The 22,451-nt window shown below is 61.2% G+C and carries 22 protein-coding genes; 9 read left to right on the top strand and 13 right to left on the bottom strand.

The window, feature by feature from the left end; genetic code table 11:
- Positions 1–121 precede the first annotated feature (121 nt).
- Entirely contained in the window at positions 122–1,018 is an 897-nt protein-coding gene (locus tag GR198_RS09265; protein ID WP_062942359.1) for a LysR family transcriptional regulator, read from the top strand.
- Positions 1,019–1,152: 134 nt separating this feature from the next.
- Here the strand turns inward: GR198_RS09265 and GR198_RS09270 are convergent, their stop codons facing one another.
- From GR198_RS09270 to GR198_RS09280, 3 genes are read right to left on the bottom strand one after another with little or no spacing between them, the layout of a single operon-like run.
- Positions 1,153–1,623, bottom strand: a complete 471-nt coding sequence (locus GR198_RS09270) for a cyclophilin-like fold protein (protein ID WP_164026010.1) — start codon at positions 1,621–1,623, stop codon at positions 1,153–1,155.
- 13 nt (positions 1,624–1,636) lie between these two features.
- Positions 1,637–2,383, bottom strand: coding sequence for an SDR family oxidoreductase (locus tag GR198_RS09275; RefSeq protein WP_164026012.1), 747 nt, complete (start codon positions 2,381–2,383; stop codon positions 1,637–1,639).
- Between the two features lie 31 nt (positions 2,384–2,414).
- Positions 2,415–3,602, bottom strand: coding sequence for an MFS transporter (locus GR198_RS09280; protein ID WP_164026015.1), 1,188 nt, complete (start codon positions 3,600–3,602; stop codon positions 2,415–2,417).
- A gap of 95 nt (positions 3,603–3,697) precedes the next feature.
- Between GR198_RS09280 and GR198_RS09285 the strand changes: the two genes are divergently transcribed.
- Positions 3,698–4,594 (top strand): LysR family transcriptional regulator, encoded by an 897-nt coding sequence (locus GR198_RS09285; protein WP_164068497.1) that lies wholly within the window; start codon positions 3,698–3,700, stop codon positions 4,592–4,594.
- Positions 4,595–4,677: 83 nt separating this feature from the next.
- Here GR198_RS09285 and GR198_RS09290 read toward each other — a convergent pair whose 3' ends face one another.
- Positions 4,678–5,424: an SDR family NAD(P)-dependent oxidoreductase gene (locus tag GR198_RS09290; protein WP_164026131.1), complete on the bottom strand. Its 747-nt coding sequence runs from the start codon at positions 5,422–5,424 to the stop codon at positions 4,678–4,680.
- A 40-nt stretch (positions 5,425–5,464) separates the two neighbouring features.
- Positions 5,465–5,857 (bottom strand): DoxX family protein, encoded by a 393-nt coding sequence (locus GR198_RS09295; protein WP_164026018.1) that lies wholly within the window; start codon positions 5,855–5,857, stop codon positions 5,465–5,467.
- 158 nt (positions 5,858–6,015) lie between these two features.
- On the opposite strand from GR198_RS09295, the gene GR198_RS09300 reads away from it, so the two are divergent.
- Positions 6,016–6,396, top strand: coding sequence for a winged helix-turn-helix transcriptional regulator (locus GR198_RS09300; RefSeq protein WP_029871376.1), 381 nt, complete (start codon positions 6,016–6,018; stop codon positions 6,394–6,396).
- An 87-nt stretch (positions 6,397–6,483) separates the two neighbouring features.
- Here the strand turns inward: GR198_RS09300 and GR198_RS09305 are convergent, their stop codons facing one another.
- Positions 6,484–6,978: an Lrp/AsnC family transcriptional regulator gene (locus GR198_RS09305; RefSeq protein ID WP_164026019.1), complete on the bottom strand. Its 495-nt coding sequence runs from the start codon at positions 6,976–6,978 to the stop codon at positions 6,484–6,486.
- A gap of 150 nt (positions 6,979–7,128) precedes the next feature.
- On the opposite strand from GR198_RS09305, the gene GR198_RS09310 reads away from it, so the two are divergent.
- Both GR198_RS09310 and putA read left to right on the top strand, forming a co-directional pair.
- Positions 7,129–7,335 (top strand): hypothetical protein, encoded by a 207-nt coding sequence (locus tag GR198_RS09310; RefSeq protein WP_164026021.1) that lies wholly within the window; start codon positions 7,129–7,131, stop codon positions 7,333–7,335.
- 28 nt (positions 7,336–7,363) lie between these two features.
- Positions 7,364–11,071, top strand: a complete 3,708-nt coding sequence (gene putA / locus GR198_RS09315) for a trifunctional transcriptional regulator/proline dehydrogenase/L-glutamate gamma-semialdehyde dehydrogenase (RefSeq protein ID WP_164068499.1) — start codon at positions 7,364–7,366, stop codon at positions 11,069–11,071.
- Positions 11,072–11,284: 213 nt separating this feature from the next.
- Here the strand turns inward: putA and GR198_RS09320 are convergent, their stop codons facing one another.
- Positions 11,285–12,136, bottom strand: coding sequence for a sugar phosphate isomerase/epimerase family protein (locus GR198_RS09320; RefSeq protein WP_164068500.1), 852 nt, complete (start codon positions 12,134–12,136; stop codon positions 11,285–11,287).
- A 345-nt stretch (positions 12,137–12,481) separates the two neighbouring features.
- Between GR198_RS09320 and GR198_RS09325 the strand changes: the two genes are divergently transcribed.
- Genes GR198_RS09325 through GR198_RS09340 form a run of 4 tightly spaced genes read left to right on the top strand, consistent with a single transcriptional unit; the run spans position 12,482 to position 16,289 of the window.
- Complete coding sequence (locus GR198_RS09325; protein ID WP_012755374.1) at positions 12,482–13,369, top strand: sugar phosphate isomerase/epimerase family protein; 888 nt, start codon at positions 12,482–12,484, stop codon at positions 13,367–13,369.
- A 59-nt stretch (positions 13,370–13,428) separates the two neighbouring features.
- Complete coding sequence (locus tag GR198_RS09330) at positions 13,429–14,598, top strand: mandelate racemase/muconate lactonizing enzyme family protein (protein WP_164026026.1); 1,170 nt, start codon at positions 13,429–13,431, stop codon at positions 14,596–14,598.
- A 2-nt stretch (positions 14,599–14,600) separates the two neighbouring features.
- Positions 14,601–15,293 (top strand): FadR/GntR family transcriptional regulator, encoded by a 693-nt coding sequence (locus GR198_RS09335; protein WP_003549713.1) that lies wholly within the window; start codon positions 14,601–14,603, stop codon positions 15,291–15,293.
- A 21-nt stretch (positions 15,294–15,314) separates the two neighbouring features.
- Entirely contained in the window at positions 15,315–16,289 is a 975-nt protein-coding gene (locus GR198_RS09340) for a hydroxyacid dehydrogenase (protein WP_164026030.1), read from the top strand.
- 79 nt (positions 16,290–16,368) lie between these two features.
- Here the strand turns inward: GR198_RS09340 and GR198_RS09345 are convergent, their stop codons facing one another.
- The 6 genes from GR198_RS09345 to GR198_RS09370 form a co-directional block, all read right to left on the bottom strand.
- Positions 16,369–17,445 (bottom strand): ABC transporter ATP-binding protein, encoded by a 1,077-nt coding sequence (locus tag GR198_RS09345; RefSeq protein ID WP_164026031.1) that lies wholly within the window; start codon positions 17,443–17,445, stop codon positions 16,369–16,371.
- Positions 17,445–18,554, bottom strand: a complete 1,110-nt coding sequence (locus GR198_RS09350) for an ABC transporter ATP-binding protein (protein WP_011649351.1) — start codon at positions 18,552–18,554, stop codon at positions 17,445–17,447. The genes GR198_RS09345 and GR198_RS09350 overlap by 1 nt, the downstream gene beginning before the upstream one ends.
- Positions 18,551–18,754: a hypothetical protein gene (locus tag GR198_RS09355; RefSeq protein WP_003549717.1), complete on the bottom strand. Its 204-nt coding sequence runs from the start codon at positions 18,752–18,754 to the stop codon at positions 18,551–18,553. Before GR198_RS09355 ends, GR198_RS09350 begins: the two co-directional genes overlap by 4 nt.
- On the bottom strand, positions 18,751–19,710 hold the full coding sequence (locus tag GR198_RS09360) for a carbohydrate ABC transporter permease (protein ID WP_003549729.1): 960 nt from the start codon (positions 19,708–19,710) through the stop codon (positions 18,751–18,753). The genes GR198_RS09355 and GR198_RS09360 overlap by 4 nt, the downstream gene beginning before the upstream one ends.
- A gap of 1 nt (position 19,711) precedes the next feature.
- A complete protein-coding gene (locus tag GR198_RS09365; protein ID WP_003549731.1) occupies positions 19,712–20,617 on the bottom strand; it encodes a carbohydrate ABC transporter permease in 906 nt (301 codons plus the stop codon).
- 157 nt (positions 20,618–20,774) lie between these two features.
- Positions 20,775–22,085: an ABC transporter substrate-binding protein gene (locus GR198_RS09370; protein ID WP_029871365.1), complete on the bottom strand. Its 1,311-nt coding sequence runs from the start codon at positions 22,083–22,085 to the stop codon at positions 20,775–20,777.
- Positions 22,086–22,451 lie beyond the last annotated feature (366 nt).

Here is a 22,451-nt window from a genome sequence, read left to right on the forward strand (position 1 = left end):
TCCTTTGTTGCCTCCACCGCCAGCAGGGTGGCGGTTTGTTATGCTGATCATGTCCTTTGGCGGCATTTGACTGAAGCGCGCTTCTGTCACATGATTGATGACTAAAAATCACGGATGCGCGATGTTTGACGGACGATTATTGAGTGGCGTGAGCGTACTGGCCGCCGTTATCGAGAGCGGAAGTTTCGCGCGGGCGGCGGAGCTAATGGGACTATCGGCGTCGGGTGTCAGTCGCGCCATTTCCCGACTGGAGGGGCGGATCGGTCTGCGGCTGCTCGACCGGACAACACGCACGATGCGGCTGACCGATGACGGCGCGCGGTTCTACGAACAGGTGGCCCCACTCTTGAGCGGCATCGAAGAGGCTGCGCAGACAGCTGTTGGCGCCAGACAGGCGGTGCGTGGCCGACTGCGAGTCAATGTCGACCCATATTTCTCACGCCTTGTGCTCGGCCCGCGGCTCGGCGCCTTCCTCGATCGTTACCCGGATATCCAGATCGAGATCATCACCCGCAACGAGATCGGCGATCTTGTTGCAGATGGCATGGACGTCGCGGTGCGCTTTGGCGAGCCTGCACAGAGGTCGCTTATTTCGCGTCTGTTGATGCAGACGCGCGTGATCACGATTGCGGCTCCCGCTTATATCGAGCGACATGGTCGGCCGAGCCATCCACAGGATTTGAGCGAGCATACCTGTATCCAGTTCCAGGACCCGCTGACTGCAAGGCCTTTCGAATGGGAGCTTCGGTGGGGTGAAGAGGTCGTCTCGATCGAGACCCGCAGCCGCATTTTAGTCAACGATGCCGGCACGACTTTGGCGACCTGCCTTGCGGGGATAGGCATCGCGCAAGTCTTCTCACTCGGGATGGCGGATTATCTGAACAATGGGCAACTCGTGAATCTCTTTCCCGACTGGTCGGACGAGACATTCCCGCTCTACGCCTTCTATCCCTCGCGTCAGCATGTTCCGGCTAAGGTCAGGGCCTTTATAGATTTCTGCATCGAGATCATCGAATAGACGGAGGCGTACCGTCGAGCGCCTCTGCTGGCTTAAGCCGGTCGCGGCTTTCTGGTTCTGGAAATTTATCGTCTATGGGGTTCTTTCATGCTTGGGAGGAAGGCGAATTGATATCTCCGGCCATAAAGCCCTTGTCAGATGCGTTCTATGCGGACCGGATACTCGCCGCGCACCAGCAAAGGCTCAAAGCCATTGTCGAAGCGGCCGAGCCGGATCAGCCCGTCCCAGCGGTAATCCGCGTAGAAGAGAGCCAGGTTACCCCATGGTTTGAAGTAGCAAAGGTCGCCCGGCTGCTCGTTTCCGAAAGCACCGCTGCCTTCTTCGGTCAGCTTGCGCGGCAGATGGACGATCTTTTCGTTCCTGCCGTAGTCCTCGATCTTAAGGTTCAAGGGCAGCATGGAAGCAAGATCGCGCGCCGTCGGATTATCGAAGAGTGTCGCGGTCAGGGTTAGATTGTTGAAGCCTATCCTGATCCTGACGTCTGTCGCCTCGGGATCCGCCGGGCGGCGCTCGTCCTGCCCTTGCGCCACGAGAGGGAGAGCGGCGGCCGCCAAGGTTCCGCCCAGCACCGCGCGACGGCTCATGAACTTGGATGTCATCGACATAGCGCGCCTCGCGTCAGACAGGTTGAGCCGTGGGCCGGAACAGGATTTCGTTGATGTCGACATCATCTGGTTCGTTCACCGCGAAGGCGACCGTTCGGGCGAACGTGTCCGCGCTGACGGCGATCCTGCTGACGAACTCCTTGGTGCCCGCCTGGATGTCCTTTTCGCTGATGTGTTCCAGGAGTTCGGTGCTCACTGCGCCGGGTGAAATGATCGTGGTGCGGATGTTGTACGGCTTCACTTCCTTCCGCAGCCCTTCCGAGAGGGCGCGCACGGCGAATTTCGTCGCGCAATAGACGGTGGCATCCGGATCGACCACATGACCGTAGACGGAGGACACGTTGATGATGTGCCCCGACTTCTGCGCCTTCATGTGCGGAAGCGCTGCTGCGATGCCGTAGAGCACCCCTTTGATGTTGACGTCGATCATGCGATCCCACTCGTCAACTTTGAGCCGTTCGAGCGGCGCAAGTGGCATCAGGCCGGCATTGTTCAGCATCACGTCGATGCGACCGAACGCGTTGACGGCCGTGTCGACGAGCTTTTTGACTTGATGTCGATCCGTGACGTCGGTTTGGACTGCCTTGGCCCTATAGCCCTTGGCGGACAGCTCCTCAGCCAGCTTAGCGATGCGGTCGCTACGCCGCGCCCCCAGGACGACCGAAGCGCCGCGCTGGGCAAGGTGACGCGCGGTGGCTTCGCCAAGCCCGCTGCTTGCCCCGGTGATGACGACCACTTTGTTTTCGATTCCTTGGGACATGATGATCTCCTGTTTTGAGGTTTCTGAAGGTTCAGGAGCGGCGACCGGCGAGCGCGGCGAGGACAGCCGAACCGGCGAGAAGGCAGGCGGCCAGAAGGAAGGTGCTCCACCATCCCGCGGTGTCGAACAGCATGCCGCCAGCGAAAGCGCCGCCTGCAATGGCAAGTTGGATCAGCGCCACCTGCAGTCCACCTGCCGCTTCCAATTCGCCGGGGACGATAGCGGCCATCCAGGTGTTCCAGGCGACCGGAAGCGGCGTCGAGAAAAATCCCCACATGACGAGCAGGGATGCCGTAACCGCGGCGAACGGCCCGAGCGCGATCAGCAGCAGGGCAAGGAACGCAAGAGCAGCCGGCAGTCCGACGAGAACGAGCAGGAGGTGGCGCCGGGCGACGAAGCCAATGACGGAGGTTCCAGCCAGTCCGCCGACGCCAAGGCCGAGAAGCACCATGGACAGAACATTCAATTCCAGCCCCGTGACGCCTTCGAGGAACGGGCGAAGATAAATGGACAGTGCGTTCTGGCCGATGAAGGCGAGAGCGGTCGCCGCCATTCCAATCGCGAAAGTGCGATTGCGCAGCAGCCCGAATATTCTGGCTGCCGAGACGGTTGATGTCGCCGGCATCCTCGGCAGGACGACCAGTTGCCAGACGAGCGCCGCAATTCCGATCGGTACCGTGATGAAGAAGGTTCCGCGCCACCCGATCAACCCGCCAAGAAAACTGCCGAGCGGCGCGGCAAGGACGAGGGCGAATGCGGTTCCACCTTGAAGAAGCGCAATGGCCTTGGGCAGGTCACGGCCCGAAGCCAGGCGTGCCAGAATAGCCGTCGACAGCGACCAGAAGCCGCCGATCGAAACGCCGACCAGGGACCGCCCGACGAGAAAGACAGGGAAGTTGGGTGCGAGGGCAACCGCCAAGCTCGATGCAACAAGAACCGTCGTATAGAGCAGGACGACAGACTTCCGGTCGATCCCCGCCAGGAAGGCATTGCCGAAAAGGCTGGTGATAACCGCGAAGACCCCCGACACGGTGATTGCCAATCCGGCTTGTCCCTCTGACACCGAGAGGTCCCTGGCGATCGGGGTCAGAAGGCTCACAGGGAGAAATTCCAACCCCACCAGAAGGAACGTGAGAAGCGAGAGGCAGGTCACAGCAGACCATGAGGTCGCCGTGTCGTCCGTCAGTGAGGTCTCATTCAATGTCAGCTCGACGGTCATGCATGTTCTCCTGTCCGTTGCCAAAAAAGATAGCCGGACTGGTTTTGCGCGACTAGAAGCTATAATCTGAATGTCGTGATGAAGGAGATTCAACAATGCGGCGCGACGAGTTCACGGAAATGCGTGCGTTTCTGGAGGTGGCTCAGGAGCGGAGTTTCACGCGCGCTGCATCAAAACTGGGAGTCACGCGCTCGGCGCTGAGCCATACGATCAGCGCGCTCGAAGCCCGGCTCGGCGTCCGGCTTCTCTCCCGCACGACGCGTGACGTGGCTCCCACGGCGGCCGGTGCGCGTCTCGTGGAAAGTATTCAGCCGCATTTCGAGAGCATCGCCGCCGGGATCAGCGCCCTCGGCGCGCTGCGCGACAAGCCTTCGGGCACAGTCCGCCTCGTATGCCCTGATGATGCAATGGAGCTGGTCTTCCGTTCGAGGCTGCCGGCATTTCTACGGGATTACCCCGATATCACCGTGGAACTCATCGTCGACAACGGTTTTACAAATATCGTCGAGCGCCAATTCGATGCCGGCGTGCGGCTCGGCGAAGCGATTGCGCGCGACATGGTGGCCGTTCGCATTGGACCCGACGTCTCTTACGCCGTGGTCGGATCACCGAAATATTTTGCGGCCCGCACTGTGCCTTCGACCCCGCATGACTTGACGGACCACAATTGCGTCAACCTGCGTCTTCCGACGTCAGGCGCTCTCTATGCCTGGGAGTTTGAAAAGGATGGCCGCGAGTTCAGCGTTCGTGTGGAAGGCCAGCTCGTGATGAGCAACATAGGGCCGGCGATCAATGCCGCTCTCGATGGCGCGGGGCTGTCTTATGCGCCGAGAGACCTCGTCCGGCAATATTGTGACAGCGGTCAACTGAACGAAGTGCTGGCGGATTGGGCGCCAACATTCCAAGGGTATCATCTCTATTACCCCAGCCGGCGCCATCCATCCCCTGCTTTCTCCGCCTTCGTCGAAGCCTTTCGCTACCGGCATCGTTAACCAACGCTCATGTCGAGAGGCTATGCCGGACATCGGGGCGCAACACGCTGCGCCCCTTGCTCATCGACGGTTGCCGAAGGCTGTTACCGGGCGCTGTCGATGATTGCGCCGCCGTCGGGGGTAAGGCTGTATCCCGTAATGAATTGGGAATCCCTGCTGGCCAGGAACAGCACCACCGGGGCGATGTCGTCTTCCGGCGAGCCGAAACGAGCGAGCGCGTTTGTCGGGGGAGGGATATCCTTTTCCGCTGCGCCCCAGGTGTCCGCGATCGGCAGAACGTTGTTCACGGTGATGTTGTCGGCACCCCATTCGCGTGCCGCCGTGCGAGTCAGCGCGCGCACCGCCTCCTTGGCCATGTTGTACGGACCGTAGCCAGCCAACCCCACGGTGCCGGCCATCGAACCGAAATTGATGATCCGCCCTTCTCCGCCTTCTCTCAGGTGAGGATAACAAGCCTGCATGAAGCGTAGATATGCGATCGGCCCGGTGTCGAAGTTTCGTTGCAATTGCTCGACCGAAAGGTCGATGACCGAAGACGAGACCGCAGAACCATCGAAAGCATTGTTCACGAGAATGTCGATGCGGCCGTATGTAGCGACAACCTTGTCCACCGCGGCCGTGATCTGATCGGCTTCACCGACATCGCAGACGACGCCGAAGGCGGTGCCGCGCGCTTCGACGATATCCGCGACAACGCGTTCGACGCCGTCGGATGTCCGCGAAAGAATTGCGACCTTCGCGCCTTCGGCCGCAAACAGCTTTGCGGTGGCGCGGCCAATGCCGCGGCTTGCGCCAGTGATAACGGCAACTTTTCCATTGAGTCGACCCATGTGTATCTCCATTTGATAAGGCTTGGGAATCGTCGAGGCGTCAGAGGGCGGCAGCCTGGACGTAAGGCGAAGGGACGTCGCGGGCGTCGTTCTGCGTCATGAACGAGGCGATCAGCAGCGCCAGGCCGATTGCCGCCGGCAGCGCGCCGACAGGTTTTCGAACGCCAATATGCGCGAGGCCCGACAGCAGCAGGTGAAAGAAGATGCCGGCATAGGCGAGATCGCTGAGCGGCACGCTGACGCGCGAAAGGATCGCGATCGGGCCGAGGACCTTAACAATGATCATGAACGGAACGAGGTTGTTCGCGCGATATCCGAGTTCCGTCAGCGCCTCACGAACCCACTGTTTCTTTGTGGCATACATGTAGGCTGAAGCGAGGTAGAGCGCGGATAGAAGTGCCGTGCTGATCCAGTATCCGTAAAATTCAAGCATAAGTTCATCCCTGTCGCTGCACAGGCAGCAACATTCCTCTCGTCGAGTCTGTCGGTTTCTATGTGAGGGGCGCTCCTTTTACTGCGTCCCTGATGCACGGAGGGAAAATGTCGTCTAAGGTCTATCTTTGCAAGTAGGATGAATTACTTGCAGCTAGTATGGAAAACCAGACTATGGCCGATGGCGAAATCAATATGCATGAGGAGATGCGTCGCGCATTCGCGCTGCTCTCCGGCAAATGGAAGCTGGAAATCATGTGGCTGCTCCATCAGCGGGTCCACCGGTTTGGCCAACTGAGAAAGGCTATTCCCGGCATCACCCAACACATGCTGACGGCGCAGCTCCGCGAGCTCGAAGCAGACGGCCTCGTGTCCCGCACCATCTTTGCGGAGGTTCCTCCGCGCGTCGAATATGAGATCACGCAAAAAGCGCGGGGTCTCGGTCCCACCATGGAAGCCTTGACGGCATGGTGGAATGAGTACGGAAAGAGTGTGCCAGTGAAACCGAGCACACGCGGTCGGAAAGCGAGAGATGGCTGAACTGCCTGTGGGTCGATTGCTATCCCTGCCGCAACCGCTTTAGCCAGTGCTTCATGCGAATGCTCGGAACGATCGGAATGATCACATTCACGAAAAACTCGAACCGGACTTGTCCCAGCCTTCCTTGATCGTCTCCATTGCGACGTTGGTCGAGGTGTTGGCAACGTGGGGCAGCGTCGAGATGCGCTCGCCGAGGACGCGGCGGTAGCGGCCGATATCGCGCGTGCGGATCTTCAGGAGATAGTCGAACCTGCCGGCGATCATATGGCACTCTTCGACTTCGCTGATCTTCTTGATGGCATCGTTGAAGCTTTTCAGCGCGTCCTCGCGGGTATCGGAAAGCTTCACCTCGACGAATGCAATATGGTCGAGCTGCATTTTTGACGGATTGAGGACGGCCTTGAAGCCTTCGATATATCCTTCGCTGATCAACCTTTTGAAGCGGATCTGGCACGGCGTCTTCGACAATCCGACACGCGCGGCCAGATCGGTGATCGACAGCCTTCCGTCCTCGGTGAGTGCGGCAAGGATCTTTCTGTCGAACTGGTCCAATTCACTAAAGATGTCGGTTTCAGCAGCCATTTGAACTCTCGCGGGCGAATTAATAAGTTCATACAGCCTAGAAACTGTTGAAATCAAGTGAGATTGCGATTCGCGATTATGATAGATTATCTGCCGGGCAGAAGAGTGCTGAAATCGGTATCGGCGCTGCGCTCAAAACGGGGATCATTCATGCATAACAAAGAAACGGATGACGATCGCGCGCCGGATTTGCTCGCGCACTACCGGCCGCTGGCGATCAGGGCTGTCGCCGCGGCGCTCACCCTCAAGCGCGATAGACCGGAAGCGCGCCCGCTGCGAGAGACGGAATATTCCGGCCCCGCCTACACGGACGATGCACAGTGGGACGACGAGCCCGGCATCTCGTTCATCCGTTAAACCAGACATCGATTGAATAGGGACTCTCATGTTGAACGCAGCGATCGACCCCGCCCCCTCCAATGATCCGGCCGACGGCGCGCCATTCTCGGCCTTTGCCCCACCGATCCGGCCGCAATCCGAACTTCGCCAGGCCATTACGGCAGCCTATCGCCGGCCGGAAACCGAATGCCTGCCGCCGCTCGTTGCAGCAGCGCGCGTCTCCGAAGCAAAACGCTATGACATTCGCAGTACGGCCCGCAGCTTGATCGAAGCATTGCGCGCCAAGCACAAGGGGACCGGTGTCGAAGGGCTGGTGCGGGAATATTCGCTTTCCAGCCAGGAAGGCGTGGCGCTCATGTGCCTCGCCGAAGCGCTGCTGCGCATTCCCGATACCGAAACCCGGGACGCGCTGATCCGCGACAAGATTGCCGAGGGCAACTGGACCTCCCACATCGGCGGCGGAAAATCCATGTTCGTCAACGCCGCCACCTGGGGCCTCGTCGTCACCGGCAAGCTCACCTCGACGGTCAACGACCGAAGCCTGTCGGCAGCGCTGACGCGGCTGATCGCGCGCGCCGGCGAGCCGGTCATCCGTCGCGGCGTCGATATGGCGATGCGCATGATGGGTGAGCAGTTCGTCACCGGTGAAACGATCGCGGAGGCGCTGAAGCGCGCCCGGCCACTGGAAGCACGTGGCTTCCGTTATTCCTACGACATGCTGGGCGAGGCCGCGACGACGGGCGCCGATGCCGAGCGTTATTACCGGGATTACGAAAAGGCGATCCACGCCATCGGCAAGGCGTCGGACGGGCGCGGCATCTATGACGGCCCGGGCATATCGATCAAGCTTTCGGCCCTGCATCCCCGTTACGTGAGGTCGCAGGCCGGCCGGGTGATGAGCGAGCTGCTGCCGAAGGTCAAGGCGCTGGCCGTTCTCGCCAAGACCTATGATATCGGCCTCAATATCGACGCCGAGGAGGCCGATCGGCTGGAGCTTTCACTCGATCTCCTCGAGGAGCTTTGCTTTGCCCCTGATCTTGCCGGATGGAACGGGCTGGGCTTCGTCGTGCAGGCCTATGGCAAGCGCTGCCCCTTCGTCCTCGACTACATCATCGATCTCGCACGCCGCTCCGAGCGTCGGGTCATGGTCCGTCTCGTCAAGGGCGCTTACTGGGATGCGGAGATCAAGCGCGCCCAACTTGATGGCCTCGACGACTATCCGGTCTATACCCGCAAGATCTACACCGATGTCGCCTACGTCGCCTGCGCGCGCAAGCTGCTCGATGCTCCGGATGCGGTCTTCCCGCAATTTGCCACCCATAATGCGCAAACGCTCGCCACGATCTATCGTCTGGCGGGTCCTGATTTCAAGGTCGGCAAATACGAGTTCCAATGCCTGCATGGCATGGGCGAGCCCCTCTACGACGAGGTTGTCGGGAAGGAAAAACTCGACCGGCCCTGCCGCATTTATGCGCCTGTGGGAACCCATGAGACGCTGCTCGCCTATCTGGTTCGACGCCTTCTGGAAAATGGCGCCAATTCCTCCTTCGTGCACCGCATCTCCGATCCGAATGTCTCGGTCGAGGCGCTGATCGCCGATCCCGCCGAAATCGTCGCAGCCATGCCTGTCGTTGGCGCGCCCCACGCGCAGATCTCCTCGCCGCGGGCACTTTACGGCAATGCCCGGGCCAATTCCGATGGTCTCGATCTCTCGAACGAGGCCACCCTTTCGGATTTGGCTGATGCGCTCGCCTCCACGGCTGCTGCCCGGTGGCATGCGCTTTCTCTCCTTGCCGACGGCTCTACGGACGGCGTGACGCGCGATGTTCTCAATCCTGCCAATCACCAAGATGTTGTCGGCACGGTGACCGAAGTAAAGGTCGAGGAGGCAGCGCGTATCGTTAGCATGGCTGCGGAACATGCGTCGCAATGGGCGGCCGTGCCGCCGGCCGAGCGTGCCGCCTGCCTGGAGCGGGCCGCCGACATCATGCAGGCCCGTATCAAGGTGCTGATGGGCATCGTCATGCGCGAGGCCGGCAAATCTGCGGCCAATGCCGTCGGCGAGGTGCGTGAGGCCATCGACTTCCTGCGCTATTACGCCGAGCAGGCCCGCAAGACCCTCGGCCCCTCGCATGCGCCCCTCGGCCCGATCGTCTGCATCAGCCCGTGGAATTTCCCGCTGGCGATTTTCACCGGACAGGTCGCCGCAGCCTTGGTGGCCGGCAATCCCGTGCTTGCCAAACCTGCCGGCGTCACGCCGATCATCGCTTCGGAGAGTGTGAAGATCCTTCACGAGGCGGGCGTGCCTGTCGGTGCCTTGCAGTTCGTCCCCGGCAGCGGCCGTCTCGGCGCCGGCATGGTCGGGGCTCCGGAAACGGCAGGCGTCATGTTTACCGGGTCGACCGAAGTTGCCCGCATGATCCAGGCGCAGCTGGCAGAACGGCTGTCGGTGAGCGGCAAGCCGATTCCGCTGATTGCCGAAACCGGCGGCCAGAACGGCATGATCGTCGACTCCTCGGCTTTGGCCGAGCAGGTGGTGGCCGACGTCATTGCGTCTGCCTTCGACAGCGCCGGTCAGCGCTGCTCGGCGCTCAGGGTTCTCTGCCTTCAGGACGATGTCGCCGACAGGACCCTCGCCATGCTGAAGGGCGCCTTCCGCGAGCTGACGATCGGCCGTACCGATCGGCTGAGCATCGATGTCGGCCCGGTCATCAACGACAGCGCAAAGACGGAGATCGACCAGCATATCGAGCATATGCGCGGCTTGGGCCGCAAGGTGGATCAGCTGCCGCTGCCCGAAAGTGCTGCAGCGGGGACCTTCGTTCCGCCGACAATCATCGAAATCAAGTCGCTGTCGGACCTGACGAGGGAGATCTTCGGACCGGTCCTGCACGTCATTCGCTTCAAGCGAAATGGGCTCGACCGTCTGATCGACGACATCAACGCATCGGGTTATGGTCTCACATTCGGGCTCCACACCCGGCTTGATGAAACGATCGCGCATGTGACCAGCCGCATCAAGGCTGGAAACCTCTATGTCAACCGGAACATCATCGGCGCAGTCGTTGGCGTGCAACCCTTCGGCGGCCGCGGCCTGTCGGGAACGGGTCCGAAGGCCGGCGGTCCGCTCTATATCGGCCGGCTGGTGCAGCGTGCGCCCGTGCCGCCGCAGCAGGATTCCGTTCATACGGACCTTGCCCTTCGTGACTACATCGTCTGGCTCGACAAGAAGGGCTTGTCGGGCGAGGGGGAAGTGGCGCGTGGATATGCGAGCCGCTCGGCGCTCGGGCTCGAACGCGAACTCACTGGTCCGGTCGGGGAGCTCAATCTCTACGCGCTCCATCCCCGCGGCCGTATTCTCCTCGTGCCGCAGACCGAAAGCGGTCTTCATCGCCAGATCGCCGCAGCCCTATCGACCGGCAACCACATCGTCGTAGACGCGGGTTCCCTATCGAAGTCAGTCCTGGCAGATCTTCCGGCAGCTGTCGCCAGCCGGATTTCCTGGACATCGGATTGGGAAAAGGACGGGCCGTTCTCGGGTGCCCTCGTCGAGGGGGATCGCGACAGAGTTCTGGCGGTCAATCAGAGGATCGCTCACCTGCCCGGTCCGCTTCTGCTGGTCCAGGCCGCGACGACCGAGGAATTGGCGAGCGATCCCGAGGCCTATTGCCTGAATTGGCTGCTGGAGGAGGTGTCGACATCGATCAACACCGCGGCTGCCGGCGGCAATGCAAGCCTGATGGCTATCGGCTGAGTAGAAGACGAGGGCGCAGAAAATGCGCCCTTGATCGCCGGAAAGGGTCGGCCGAAAACGGGCCCATCCAATCAGTTTGCCCGAGGCTGAGAAAACGGCGGTCTTTCATAAGCAGCATAACCGTCCGCATTCCTCCTGGCAGCTCGGCCGCGTCCGCGGTCTCGCGTGCGGTGCCGCCCTGTCCGGGTCGAAATCAGGCAGGTTGGTTGGCGGTCATGCCGCCGCGTGCCATCCATCGCGGATATGGCGGTAGCCTTCGCGATAGACCGCTTCCGGTGTCTCGGAAAAGTCGCGCCAGACCTTTGTCGCGGCGGCGAGTTCCTTGAGCGCCCGACCGAAGGCCTCGATTGTCAGCCACCCGTCGTAGCCGCTCGCGCGTAGCGCCCTGAACGTCTCCGCCCAGGGAATGTTGCCGCGCCCGGGTACGCCGCGGTCGTTCTCCGAAATGTGAACATGCACGATGCGGTCACTGTTTCGCGTGAACGCGCCGATAGGATCTGTCTCTTCGATATTGCTGTGGAACGTGTCGTACATGGCGCGGATATGCGGATGTCCGACCGCGTCGATATGGGCCGCAAGATCGTCCATCGTGTTGAACAGGTAGCATTCGAAGCGGTTCAGCGCCTCAAGCCCGATCGTTACGCCGTGCTTTGCTGCATGATCGCCGATCGCGCGTTGTGAGGAAACCGAGCGCTTGAGTTCCGCAGCGCTCGGCCCGCTTCCTGAAAATTTGCCGAGCGTCGAATGCAACGGTCCGCTCAGCATCGTCGCGCCCAGCGCATCGCTGCAGTCGATGGCCCATTTCATGTAGTCGATGCCGCGTCTGCGGGTCGCGGCGTCGGCGGCGATCAGGTTCATCTGCGGATCGCCCATGGCGGAAACGGCGGTCCGTTCCAGGCCGATCCGGTCAAGCATGTCTGCCAGCCGATGGTAGTCGTCGGGTGTGCCCGAAAAGATCGGGATCTCGACACCGTCAAACCCCGTGTCCTTGATATCGCGTAACAGTGCCTCGTGTTTCCGGCCGACACTTGTCGTCCAGAGGAACATGCACATGCCGATCTTCATCTCCCCTCCACCTGGCCCTGCGGCCACTGCGCGGCGGTTTCAACGCCCCATCACTTTTCCCGATCTGGTCATACCAAATCTTCGAATCTGGTCAAGCCAGTTAATTGCACGCTTGGGATGCTGGATTCGCGCCTAAGCGGGAAATGCAGGATTAAATATCGATCGTTTAAAGAAATATCGACCTTTTGGCCCCGTCTTGCAGAGGGTCAAGAATTGAGCTAGAGCTTTCAAATAACGAGAATTGGCCAAACCAGATTGCCGAGGATGGCGAGAGTGGCCAACCATAACATGACCTTTGCCGCCCGATTGGCGGTGGACCGTGCTGCACCTGTCTGGGAGGACCTTATGCATCTTTCGACACATAACTGGATGCGGGCCGAGCCGCTCGCCGTCACGCTGAAGCGCATCAAGAAATATGGCTACGAAAGCATCGAGATATCCGGCGAGCCGGCACAATACGACGTCAATGAGACGCGCGCGCTGCTGAAAGAGCACGGCATCCGCTGCTGGGGTGCCGTCACCCTGACGCTCGGCGAGCGCAATCTTGCCGCCAGGGATGAAGGCCAGCGCGCCAGGTCAGTGGACTATGTCAAGAGCGTCATCACCATGGTCAGCGAACTCGAGGGCGAGATCGTCACCCTCGTGCCGGCGACCGTCGGAAAGGTGGTGCCGGATGGCACCGAGGAGGAAGAGTGGACATGGGTGGTGGACGCGACCAAGGAGTGTTTTGCCCATGCCCAGAAGAGGGGCGTGCGCATTGCCGTCGAGCCGCTCAACCGTTTCGAGACCTATTTCTTCAACCGTGCCGCCCAAGCGCTGGCGCTCGCCGATGCCGTCAGCCCCGAATGCGGGGTTTGCCTTGATGCCTTCCATCTGAACATCGAGGAGGAAGACATGTATGAAGCGATCCGGCTCGCTGGAAAGCGCCTGTTCGATTTCCACGTCGCCGATAACAATCGTTTTGCCGCCGGCCTCGGTCAGCTCGACTGGCCAAAGATCATCGGCACGCTGAAGGAAATCGGGTACGACGGCGCCGTCACCAACGAATTCGTCGCTCCGGTCGACCGCACACCCGCCTCAAAATATCCGGACATGGTCGAGCGCAACCCCGTCGATATTCCCCCGGAGCAACTGAAATTTATCCAGGACCACGGCTCGAGCCTTCTCACTGAGAAGTTCTACGACGATCAGATGCGGATCACTGCCGAGACGATCCTGCCGCTGATCAAGTAACGAACGGAAAGACATATGCCCTGCGGCTCGCGGGCCGTGAGGGGCAAGGGATCCGAGACATGCGCATCAAGACCGTAGAGGCCTGGTGGATTAAAATTCCCATCGAGGCGAGCCGTCAGCACCGCAGCGACTTCGGCCGACTGACGACCTTCGATAGTGCGATCCTGCGGATCGAAACGGATGACGGCATCGTCGGCTGGGGAGAGGGCAAGAATGCCGCGGGCAGTTCGGGCACCTATGGCACGCTGGTCCACATGCTCAATCACGAGATTGGCCCGAAGCTCATCGACCGCGATCCCGCCGACATCTCCACCATATGGGAGATGCTCTATAACGGCGTACGCCACGAGACGGCGGCGAGTTCGGGTCACGCCATGCCCGAGATCGCGCGGCGCGGCCTTTCCGTCGCGGCGATCAGCGCGGTCGACATAGCGCTCTGGGACATTCTCGGCAAGTCGCTCGGCGTCCCCGTCTGGAAGCTGCTGGGTGGGCGCAAGGCGGACAGGTTGCCCGCCTATGCCTCGGGCGGTTGGGAGAGCGTGGACCGGATCGGCGAACAGCTCCGGTCCTATGTCGCGGCCGGTGGCTTCAAGTCGGTCAAGATGCGCGTCGGTGCGATGGATCGTGCGCTGCATGTCTCGGCATCGCGCGTGCGGGCGGCTCGCAAGGCAATCGGCCCCGACGTCGACCTGATGGTCGATGCGCACGGCACCTATACCGTTGCCGAGGCAAAGCGCTTCATCCAGATGGTCGCCGATTGCGACCTCGCCTGGTTCGAGGAGCCGGTGATAGCCGATGACAAGCCGGGCATGGCGGAGGTGCGCGCGGCTGGGAACGTGCCGATCGCTGCGGGCGAGAGCGAGGCGACGCGTTTTGCCTTCCGAGATCTTGCCATGCTTCGGGCCGTCGACATATTTCAGCCGGATCCCGCCTTCTGCGGAGGCATTACGGAGGCGATGCGCATCAGTTCGCTCGCCAGCGCCTTCAACCTCCGTTTCGCGCCGCATCTTTGGGCCGGCGCGCCCTGCTTCTTCTCCGGCCTGCACTTGTGCGCGGCCTCCCCGGCAAGCTTCATCATCGAATATTCGCTCGGCGCCAATCCGATGATCCACGATCTTGTCGAGGACACTGTGTCGGTGAAGGACGGTATGGTAGAGATCCCGGACAGGCCTGGCCTGGGCTTCACGATCAATCAGCGGGTCCTGGAGACTCACGCGCAAAGACAGTGACGATGAAAGAAAATTCCCTCCTCTCCGATCTCGCGGCCCATCTTTTCTCGAACTCGAGCGGCAACGGCCGCACGCCTTCGGAGCGAGAGCTTGCGGAGCATTTCGGCGTCAGCCGGGGCCAGGTTCGCGAGGCACTGGCCATTCTGGAGGCAATGCGCATCGTCGAGCGCCGGGCCAAGTCGGGCATCTATCTGACGACCACGGAGGCGAGCGTGGAGGCAATGGCGCTTTTTGCCCGCGCCGGCGTGCCGCTTGATCCTATCCTGATCTACGAGACCGTGGAGCTTCGCAAGATCCATGAGATCAAGGCCGCGGAGCTCGCCTGCGATCGGGCGACGGAGGAGAATTACCAGCACTTGCGCGATATCCTCGCCGCGTCCGAGGCGAAGCTTGCCGCCGGCGAGGGGCTGGCGCGCGAGGACCGGGATTTCCATTTGGAGATCGTCCGAGCCACCAAGAACAGCGTCTTTCATCGGGTGTGCAGCGTCTATTACGTCATGGGCGAGCACCGCCTGCCGATCTATTTTGCCGACGCCGCCCGCAGCCGGCGCTCGCATGAGGAACATATCCGCATCTATGAGGCGCTGCTTGCCCGAGACGGCAATCTGGCCCAGGCGCTGATGAGCGCACATCTTCAAGGCGCGGAAAGCTATTGGAAGGGTCTCATCGGCGGTCCAGCGACGTCAGCCGGATAGGTGTAACCGGCGGGAGGGCCGATGAGCTTCATCTTTTCCACACATCCCCTGCACCCTGCGGCCAAGTCCTTGCTTGAGGCTGCGGGTGATCTGCGCGTCGCTTCCGCGCCCGATCCCGAAACATTGCTGCGAGAAGGCCGCGGCGCGGGCATCGTCGTTGTACGCGCGCCGATCCCGCCGGCCTTCTTCGAGGATGCGCCGGCGCTTCGCGCTGCGATCCGCCATGGCGCCGGGCTCGACATGGTGCCGATGGATGCGGCGACCCGCGCCGGCGTGCTTGTCGCCAACGTCCCGGGCGCCAATGCCTCGACTGTCGCCGAGCACGTCTTCCTCGTGACACTGGCCCTGCTTCGGCGCTTTCGCGCGATGGACCGCGAAGTGCGTCAGAGTGGCTGGGTGGCGGGCCGCGCCCAATCGGACGCAGCCGTCGACCTCGCCGGCCGCACCATGGGCATCGTCGGAATGGGCAATGTCGGCAAGGCGATCTTCAAGATCGCGAAGTTCGGTTTCGGCCTGGAGGTGGTCGCCACGAGCCGGTCGCCGGAAAGCGTGCCGGACGGCGTGCGTTTCCTGACGATCGATGAGCTTGTGGCGACGGCCGACATCGTGGTGCTCTGCTGCCCGCTGACGCCGGAGACGACCGGCTTGCTCAATGCCGGTCGCATCGGGCGCATGAAGCCCGCGGCCATTCTGGTCAACGTCTCGCGCGGCCCCGTGATCGATGATGCGGCGTTGATCGAGGCGCTGCGCGATGGTCGCATCGGCGGAGCAGCGCTCGACGTCTTCGCAACGCAGCCGCTGCCGCTCGACCATCCCTATTTCGGCTTTGACAACGTCATCGTCACGCCGCATCTGGCTGGTCTGACGGAAGAGAGCATGATGCGCATGGGAAGGGGCGCGGCGAGCGAAGCCCTGCGCGTCATCAAGGGCGACTTGCCCGTCAATTTGCGCAATCCCGAAGTGGTGGAACACTACCGCCGGCGCTTTCCCGCATAGCGCCTCGTCGCGACAACTCGAAACGCTCGCTGCCCCTGCCGTGGCACCGAGACCGCTGGCATCCTTCGGACCGATCAGGTCAGCCCGCGTGCCGCAGGCTTACACCGCTTCCAGCGTCAAACAGCACGACCTTTTCCGGATTCCACGAAAAGCGAACCTCATCCTCGATCCGAAGCGCCGTCTGTGTCGGCACGGTCGCGTGGATGAACTTCTCGCCGATGCGCAGCGTCACGATCTTTTCGACGCCATGGTTTTCCACGTCGTGGACTCGTGCTTCGCCGGGCGCGCCACTGTCGAGAAAAATGTCTTCGGGACGGATGCCGAAGGTGAGCGGGCGACCGTCTGTCGCGATCCCGTGTCCGTTGCCGAGCGGCAGCCGATAGCCCTCGCTGGCCACTGCCTCGCCGCCGGCAAGCGTGCCGGCGATCAGGTTCATCGGGGGCGAGCCGACCGCGCGCGCGACGAAGGTGTTGACCGGGTTTCCGTAGATCTCCTGCGGCGTACCCGTCTGCACCAGTTGACCATTGTTCAGGACGCCGATCTTGTCGCCCATCGACATGGCCTCTATCTGGTCGTGAGTGACGAAGAGGAAGGTCGCGCCGAGGTTCATCTGCAGGTTTTTCAGCTCGGTGCGAAGTGCTTCGCGAAGCTTCGCGTCGAGCGCCGAAAGCGGTTCGTCCATTAAGAAGACCCGCGGTTTGCGCACGATGGCCCGGCCGATCGATACGCGCTGCATCTCGCCTCCCGACAGCCGGTCCGTCTTGCGGTCGAGCAGATGTTCGATGCGCAGAGTCTTCGCAACGCGGTCGACGCGCTCCTTGATTTCTCCGGGTTCAACGCGACGGATCCGGGATTTCAATGGAAATTCCAGGTTCTCCCGCACCGTATAGCGCGGGTAAAGCGAATATTGCTGGAGCACCAGGGCCACGTCGCGCTCGGCGGCACCCCAGTCGGCGACGTCCTGCCCGTCGATGAAGATCTGGCCTGCGGTCGGCTTCTCGAGGCCGGCGATCAGGCGCAGCGTCGTCGTCTTGCCGGCGCCGGTCTGCCCGAGCAGCACGAAGAACTCGCCGTCAGCAATATCGATGTTCAGGTTTTTCAGCGCCGTGTGGCTGCCGAAGGTCTTGGTGATGCCCTTGAGTTCGATATGCGCCATCAGAGTCTGATCCCCAGCGACGAGCCGGTCGCGGTGTTGAAGAAATGTGCCTGGGCGGGGTCGATGCGTGCCCAGACGGCCTCGCCGGGACCAGGCACGAAACCGCTCTTGGTGCGTGCCCTGATCATTTGGTGGCCGACCTTCAGGTCCACGATGTCGTGCGAGCCGAGAGGCTCGATGATATGCGCCTCGACCGGCATGAAACCCTCGCGGGCCTCCCGTGAAACAAGCACGCCCTCAGGCCGGACCCCGAGTGTCAGCTTGCCGTTCTCGGCCCTTGCGTCAGAGAGGCGGTTGGCCAGCACGGCGGGGAACTCGAAGCCCGTCGTCCCGTCGCCGACCTGCACGCTGGTATGGCTGCCCGTTTCGCTGACGGTCGCCGGCGCCATGTTCATGACCGGACTTCCGACGAACTGGGCGACGAACGTGTTGGCGGGTTGCGCATAAACCTCTTCCGGCGTGCCGACCTGCTGAAGGATGCCCTCGTGCATGATGACGATGCGGTCGGCGAGCGACATGGCCTCCACCTGGTCATGCGTCACGTAGATGGTGGTCGAACCCTGCTTGATATGCAGGCGCTTGATTTCCGCCCGCATCTCCTCGCGCAGCTTCGCGTCGAGCGCACCGATCGGCTCGTCCATCAGCATGGCTTTTGGGCGTCGTACCAGCGCGCGGCCGATTGCGACCCGCTGCATGTCGCCGCCTGACAGCGCCGAAGGCTTGCGGGCCAGCAGACCGGTGATGCGCAGCACACCGGCGATCTCGCGGACCGACGCATCGACATCGGCACGGCTCATCCGGGTAGCGCGGAGCGGGAAGGCGATGTTCTCGTAGACCGTCATGTGCGGATAGAGCGAGAAGGATTGGAACACCATGGCGATGTCCCTGCCGGATGCCTTGATATGCTGCACCGGCTGCCCGTCGATCAGAATGTCGCCGTCGTCGATCGTCTCCAGCCCCGCGACGGCGCGTAATGTCGTCGTCTTTCCGCAGCCCGATTGTCCAAGCAGCACGATGAATTCATTGTCGGCGATAGCGAGATTAAGGTCTTTGATGACCTGGACGGCACCGAAATATTTCTGGATCCCGAGAAGTTCTATCTGCGTCATGAATGGCTGCCTTCGTCTGGTTGCGCGTCCCGCGGGATTTTAGTCGTCACCATGAAGGCAATCAGTCCGACGAGCGTCATCGTCATGCCGTAGCGATGCAGAAACAGGTTCCAGGGCTGGCAGAGCGCGATGATGCCGAGGATCATCAGATACTGCGAAGCGGGTTCGAGATATTTCTGGTTCAAGGCGCGGAAGGTCATTTGCGGATCGCTCCGAAGCTCATGCCGCGCAGGAGATGGTTCCTGAGCAGGAAGGTGAAGATGGCGACCGGTAGCAGGAACAGGAACGTGCCGGCCGCAATGACCGTCCAATCCGGCAGGCCTGAGCCGACCTGGCTCGGAATGAAGGGGGGAGCGGTTTGCGCGCGCCGGTTCGTCATGATCAGCGCAAATGCATATTCGTTCCAGGCCGTAATGAAGCAGAAAACCGCGGTCGCGGCGATGCCGGTCGCCGCTTCCGGAATGACGATCTTGAAAAAGGCCTCCATCCGCGTGTAGCCGTCGACGAGCGCGGCCTCCTCGTATTCCTTCGGGATCTCGTCGATGAAGCCCTTCATCAACCAAACGGAGAAGGAAAGGTTGAAGGCCGTGTAGAGGATGATGAGGCCCCAATGCGTGTCGTTGAGGCCGACGACACGGTACATGAGGAACATCGGGATCGCCACGACGACGGGCGGCAGCATGCGCGTCGACAGGATGAAGAAGAGAAGGTCAGCCTCCCCCTTCACTTTGAAGCGCGAGAAACCGTAGGCTGTGAAGGTTCCCATACCGACAGCCAGCACCGTGGACGTGATGGCAACGATCAGCGAGTTCATGAAGCGGTTCGGATAGCCGGAGGGCTGCACCTCGCCGCGGCCGGAGCGAACGATCTTCTCGCCGCCGTCGAACACCATCCGCTCCCACCAGGGGGCGGCGGCATATTCTTCAGGAGTAGGCGCCCCGCGCAGTTGCGAGCGCTTGGTGAAGAGCTTCACGAAGGGCGAGAGTTCCGGCTCGAAGAGCACCGTCGGCGGAATGGTGGTGGCGAGGTTGCGCGGCTTGAAGGCCGTCGAGGTGATCCAGTAGATCGGCGCCAGGAAGATCAGCGTGATGACCAGTACGGCGGCGATCGCCACCCGGTTCAGCGCGCGTTCGGAGCGGGTTTGGACGGCAGCCATCTCAGCGCTCCTTCACTTTGTTGAGATACTTCACGTAGATGTTGGTGATGGCGAGAACCATGACGAGCACGATGTAGGCGAGTGCGCAGGAGCGCCCCGTCTGCCATTCCTGGAAGGCCATCTTGTAGAGCCGGATGGAGATCACCTCGGTCGTCGGTTGGCTGGTCAGGATGTAGGCGAGGTCGAAGGTCTTGAAGGCCTCCATCGTACGGAAGATGATTGCGATCATCAGGATCGGCGCCACCAGCGGCAGCGTGATGCGGAAGAAGGTATAGAACGGCCCCGCCCGGTCGATCGCCGCTGCCTCGTAGAGATGCTTCGGTACGGCCGAAAGGCCGGCAAGCGACAGCAGCATCACGAAGGGCGACCACATCCAGATGTCGGTGATTGCGACCGCATAGAGCGCCATGTCCGGATTCGACAGCCACTCGAAGGAGCCGAGGCCGAGTGCGTAGTTGATAATGCCGAAGGACGGGTCGTAGAGCAGCTTCCAGAAGAGGCCGACCACGGCCATCGAGAGCATCATCGGCAGAAGCAGCAGCGTCGTCAGAAGACCCTTCAGCGGGATATCGCGGTTGAGCAGCATCGCGGTGCCGAAGCCGACGATCACCTGCCCCGTAACAGAGACGATCACATATTTCGCGGTGATGGCGAAATTCGACCAGATGAAAGGATCGTTCAGCAACTCGCGGTAGTTTTGCAGGCCGACGAAGTTGGCCGGCGCGTTCGACGAGGCGCGAAAGTCGGTGAAGGAATAGCCGAGCGAATAAATCAGCGGAAAGATGTTGAAGACGATCAGGAACAGGATCGTCGGAATGATGAAGAGATTGCGAATCCGGATGTCGCTCATGCCGCGAGATGCGGCACGCGATTTTGTGTCCAGCGATGTCATGACTGCGGTGGCCAATCCTCTCCTCCTCCGAGAGTTCGGCGCCGGATGCCGGAACGGCATCACGATGCGCGAAGTGAATTCCGGGCGCCGCGCCCTCTCGAACCGCGCCTTTGGGCGCGAGATGCAGAATGCAAACGGAGGGGCGACGGAGCCCCTCCGCTGATCGCGTTTGCTATTTATTGCGTCCGTATTTCTTGAACGTCGCGTTCCAGTCCGCTGCCAGAGAGTCGAGCACTTCCTTCGCCGTGCCTTGCCCGGCGGTGACGAAGGGGTAGATGCGCTGGTTCATCTGGATCAGCAGTTCGGCATATTCAGGCGTTGCCCAGAAGTCCTTCACCTTGAACATCGTCTCGTAGAAGGCCTTGTTATAGGGTGTCGCGTTCTGAAACTCCGGCGATTCAAGCACCTTGGCGCTTGCCGTGTAGCCGCCGAGTTCGGCCCAGCGCTTCTGGGTCTCGTCCTTGATGAACCATTCGAGGAATTTCATCGCCTCTTCCTGGTTCTTTGAGTAGGAGATGACCGATATGCCCTGGCCGCCGAGCGCTGCGAATTGCTCGCCGTTCGGGCCTGCCGGATTGGCAAAGAAGCCGGTAACCTTGGCGTTCGGGTTGGACGCCTCGTTCACCAGGGCCGGGAAGAAGGCGAAGTAGTTCATGCTCATCGCCGCCAGATTCTCGGTGATCGCCTGGTTGTTCTCGACGAAGAAGGACTTGGCCCAGCCCGGAGGCGTAAAGCCGTAGAGCTCGCGATAAAGCTCGAGCGCCTTGACGTTCTTCTCGGAATTGATGATGCCGTCGACCTTGTAGCTCTGGTAGTCGCCGAGTTCGCCCCCAAACGAGAAGATCGCGTTCTCGACACCCATGACGAGACCGTCATAAGAGTTGTCGGTGTAGATGGCGATTCCGTATCGCTTCTGGTCTGGACGGTGGAAGAACTCGGCGATGTCACGCATCTCGGCCCAAGTCTTCGGCGGGGCGAGGTCGTAGCCGTATTTGGCCTTGAACGCCTCCATCTCCTTGGGATCTTCGAACCAGTCCTTGCGGTAGGACCAGCCGACGGCGTCGCCTTCGGCCGGAATTGACCAGTACTTTTTCGAGTTCGACGGATATTCGGCGTAGTATTTCACCGTTGCCGGGGCCATCACCTGGGTCAGATTGTGCTTGGTGAAGAAGTCGGTCAGATCGACGTAATGGCCGGCTTCTGACGCTGCCCCGATCCACTGGCTGTCGCCGACGACCATGTCATAGGCTGAACCCTTGGCGTTGAACTCGGTGAAGGCCTTGGTCTGGAAGTCGGCCCATGGTGTGGTCTCGACCGTGACCTTAACGCCGGTTTGACCCTCGTATTCGTTGGCGAGTTCCTGAAGGTAGTTTGCCGGGTCCCACTCGGCCCAGAAGATGGTCAGTTCCTGGGCCTGTGCGGATGTTCCGCACGCCCACATCAATCCGACACCGGCCAACAGACCGGTCATAGTTTTGCGCATAACGTTTCCTCCCATTTATGCACGCTTCCCGCTTCATCGCGGGCCTCCCGATCTGGCTTCCCGATCCCCTTGGGTGGTGTTCGTGCTGGGGGTCCTCCTCGACCCCTAGTACGTTTCAGATCTCAAGCCTGAATGTCGTTACCTTGATCTGGTATTACCAAATGCCATTATCGTCAAGCGCAACCTCGGAGAGCTTTCATCAAAGCCTCGTCTTCAGGCTTTCGACGTCTTTCCCCCGCATTTGCAGGCCTGCCGACGCAATCTTGTCGGTCCGTCTCACGTTCATCATCGCCGATCCCGACCGCAATACAAGAACATATTGCCGGCATTGGTCTAACCAGTTGGTGCGCCAAGTCTGGGCGCGCC

Source organism: Rhizobium leguminosarum, from assembly GCF_010668065.1.
Lineage (GTDB): Bacteria > Pseudomonadota > Alphaproteobacteria > Rhizobiales > Rhizobiaceae > Rhizobium > Rhizobium leguminosarum_S.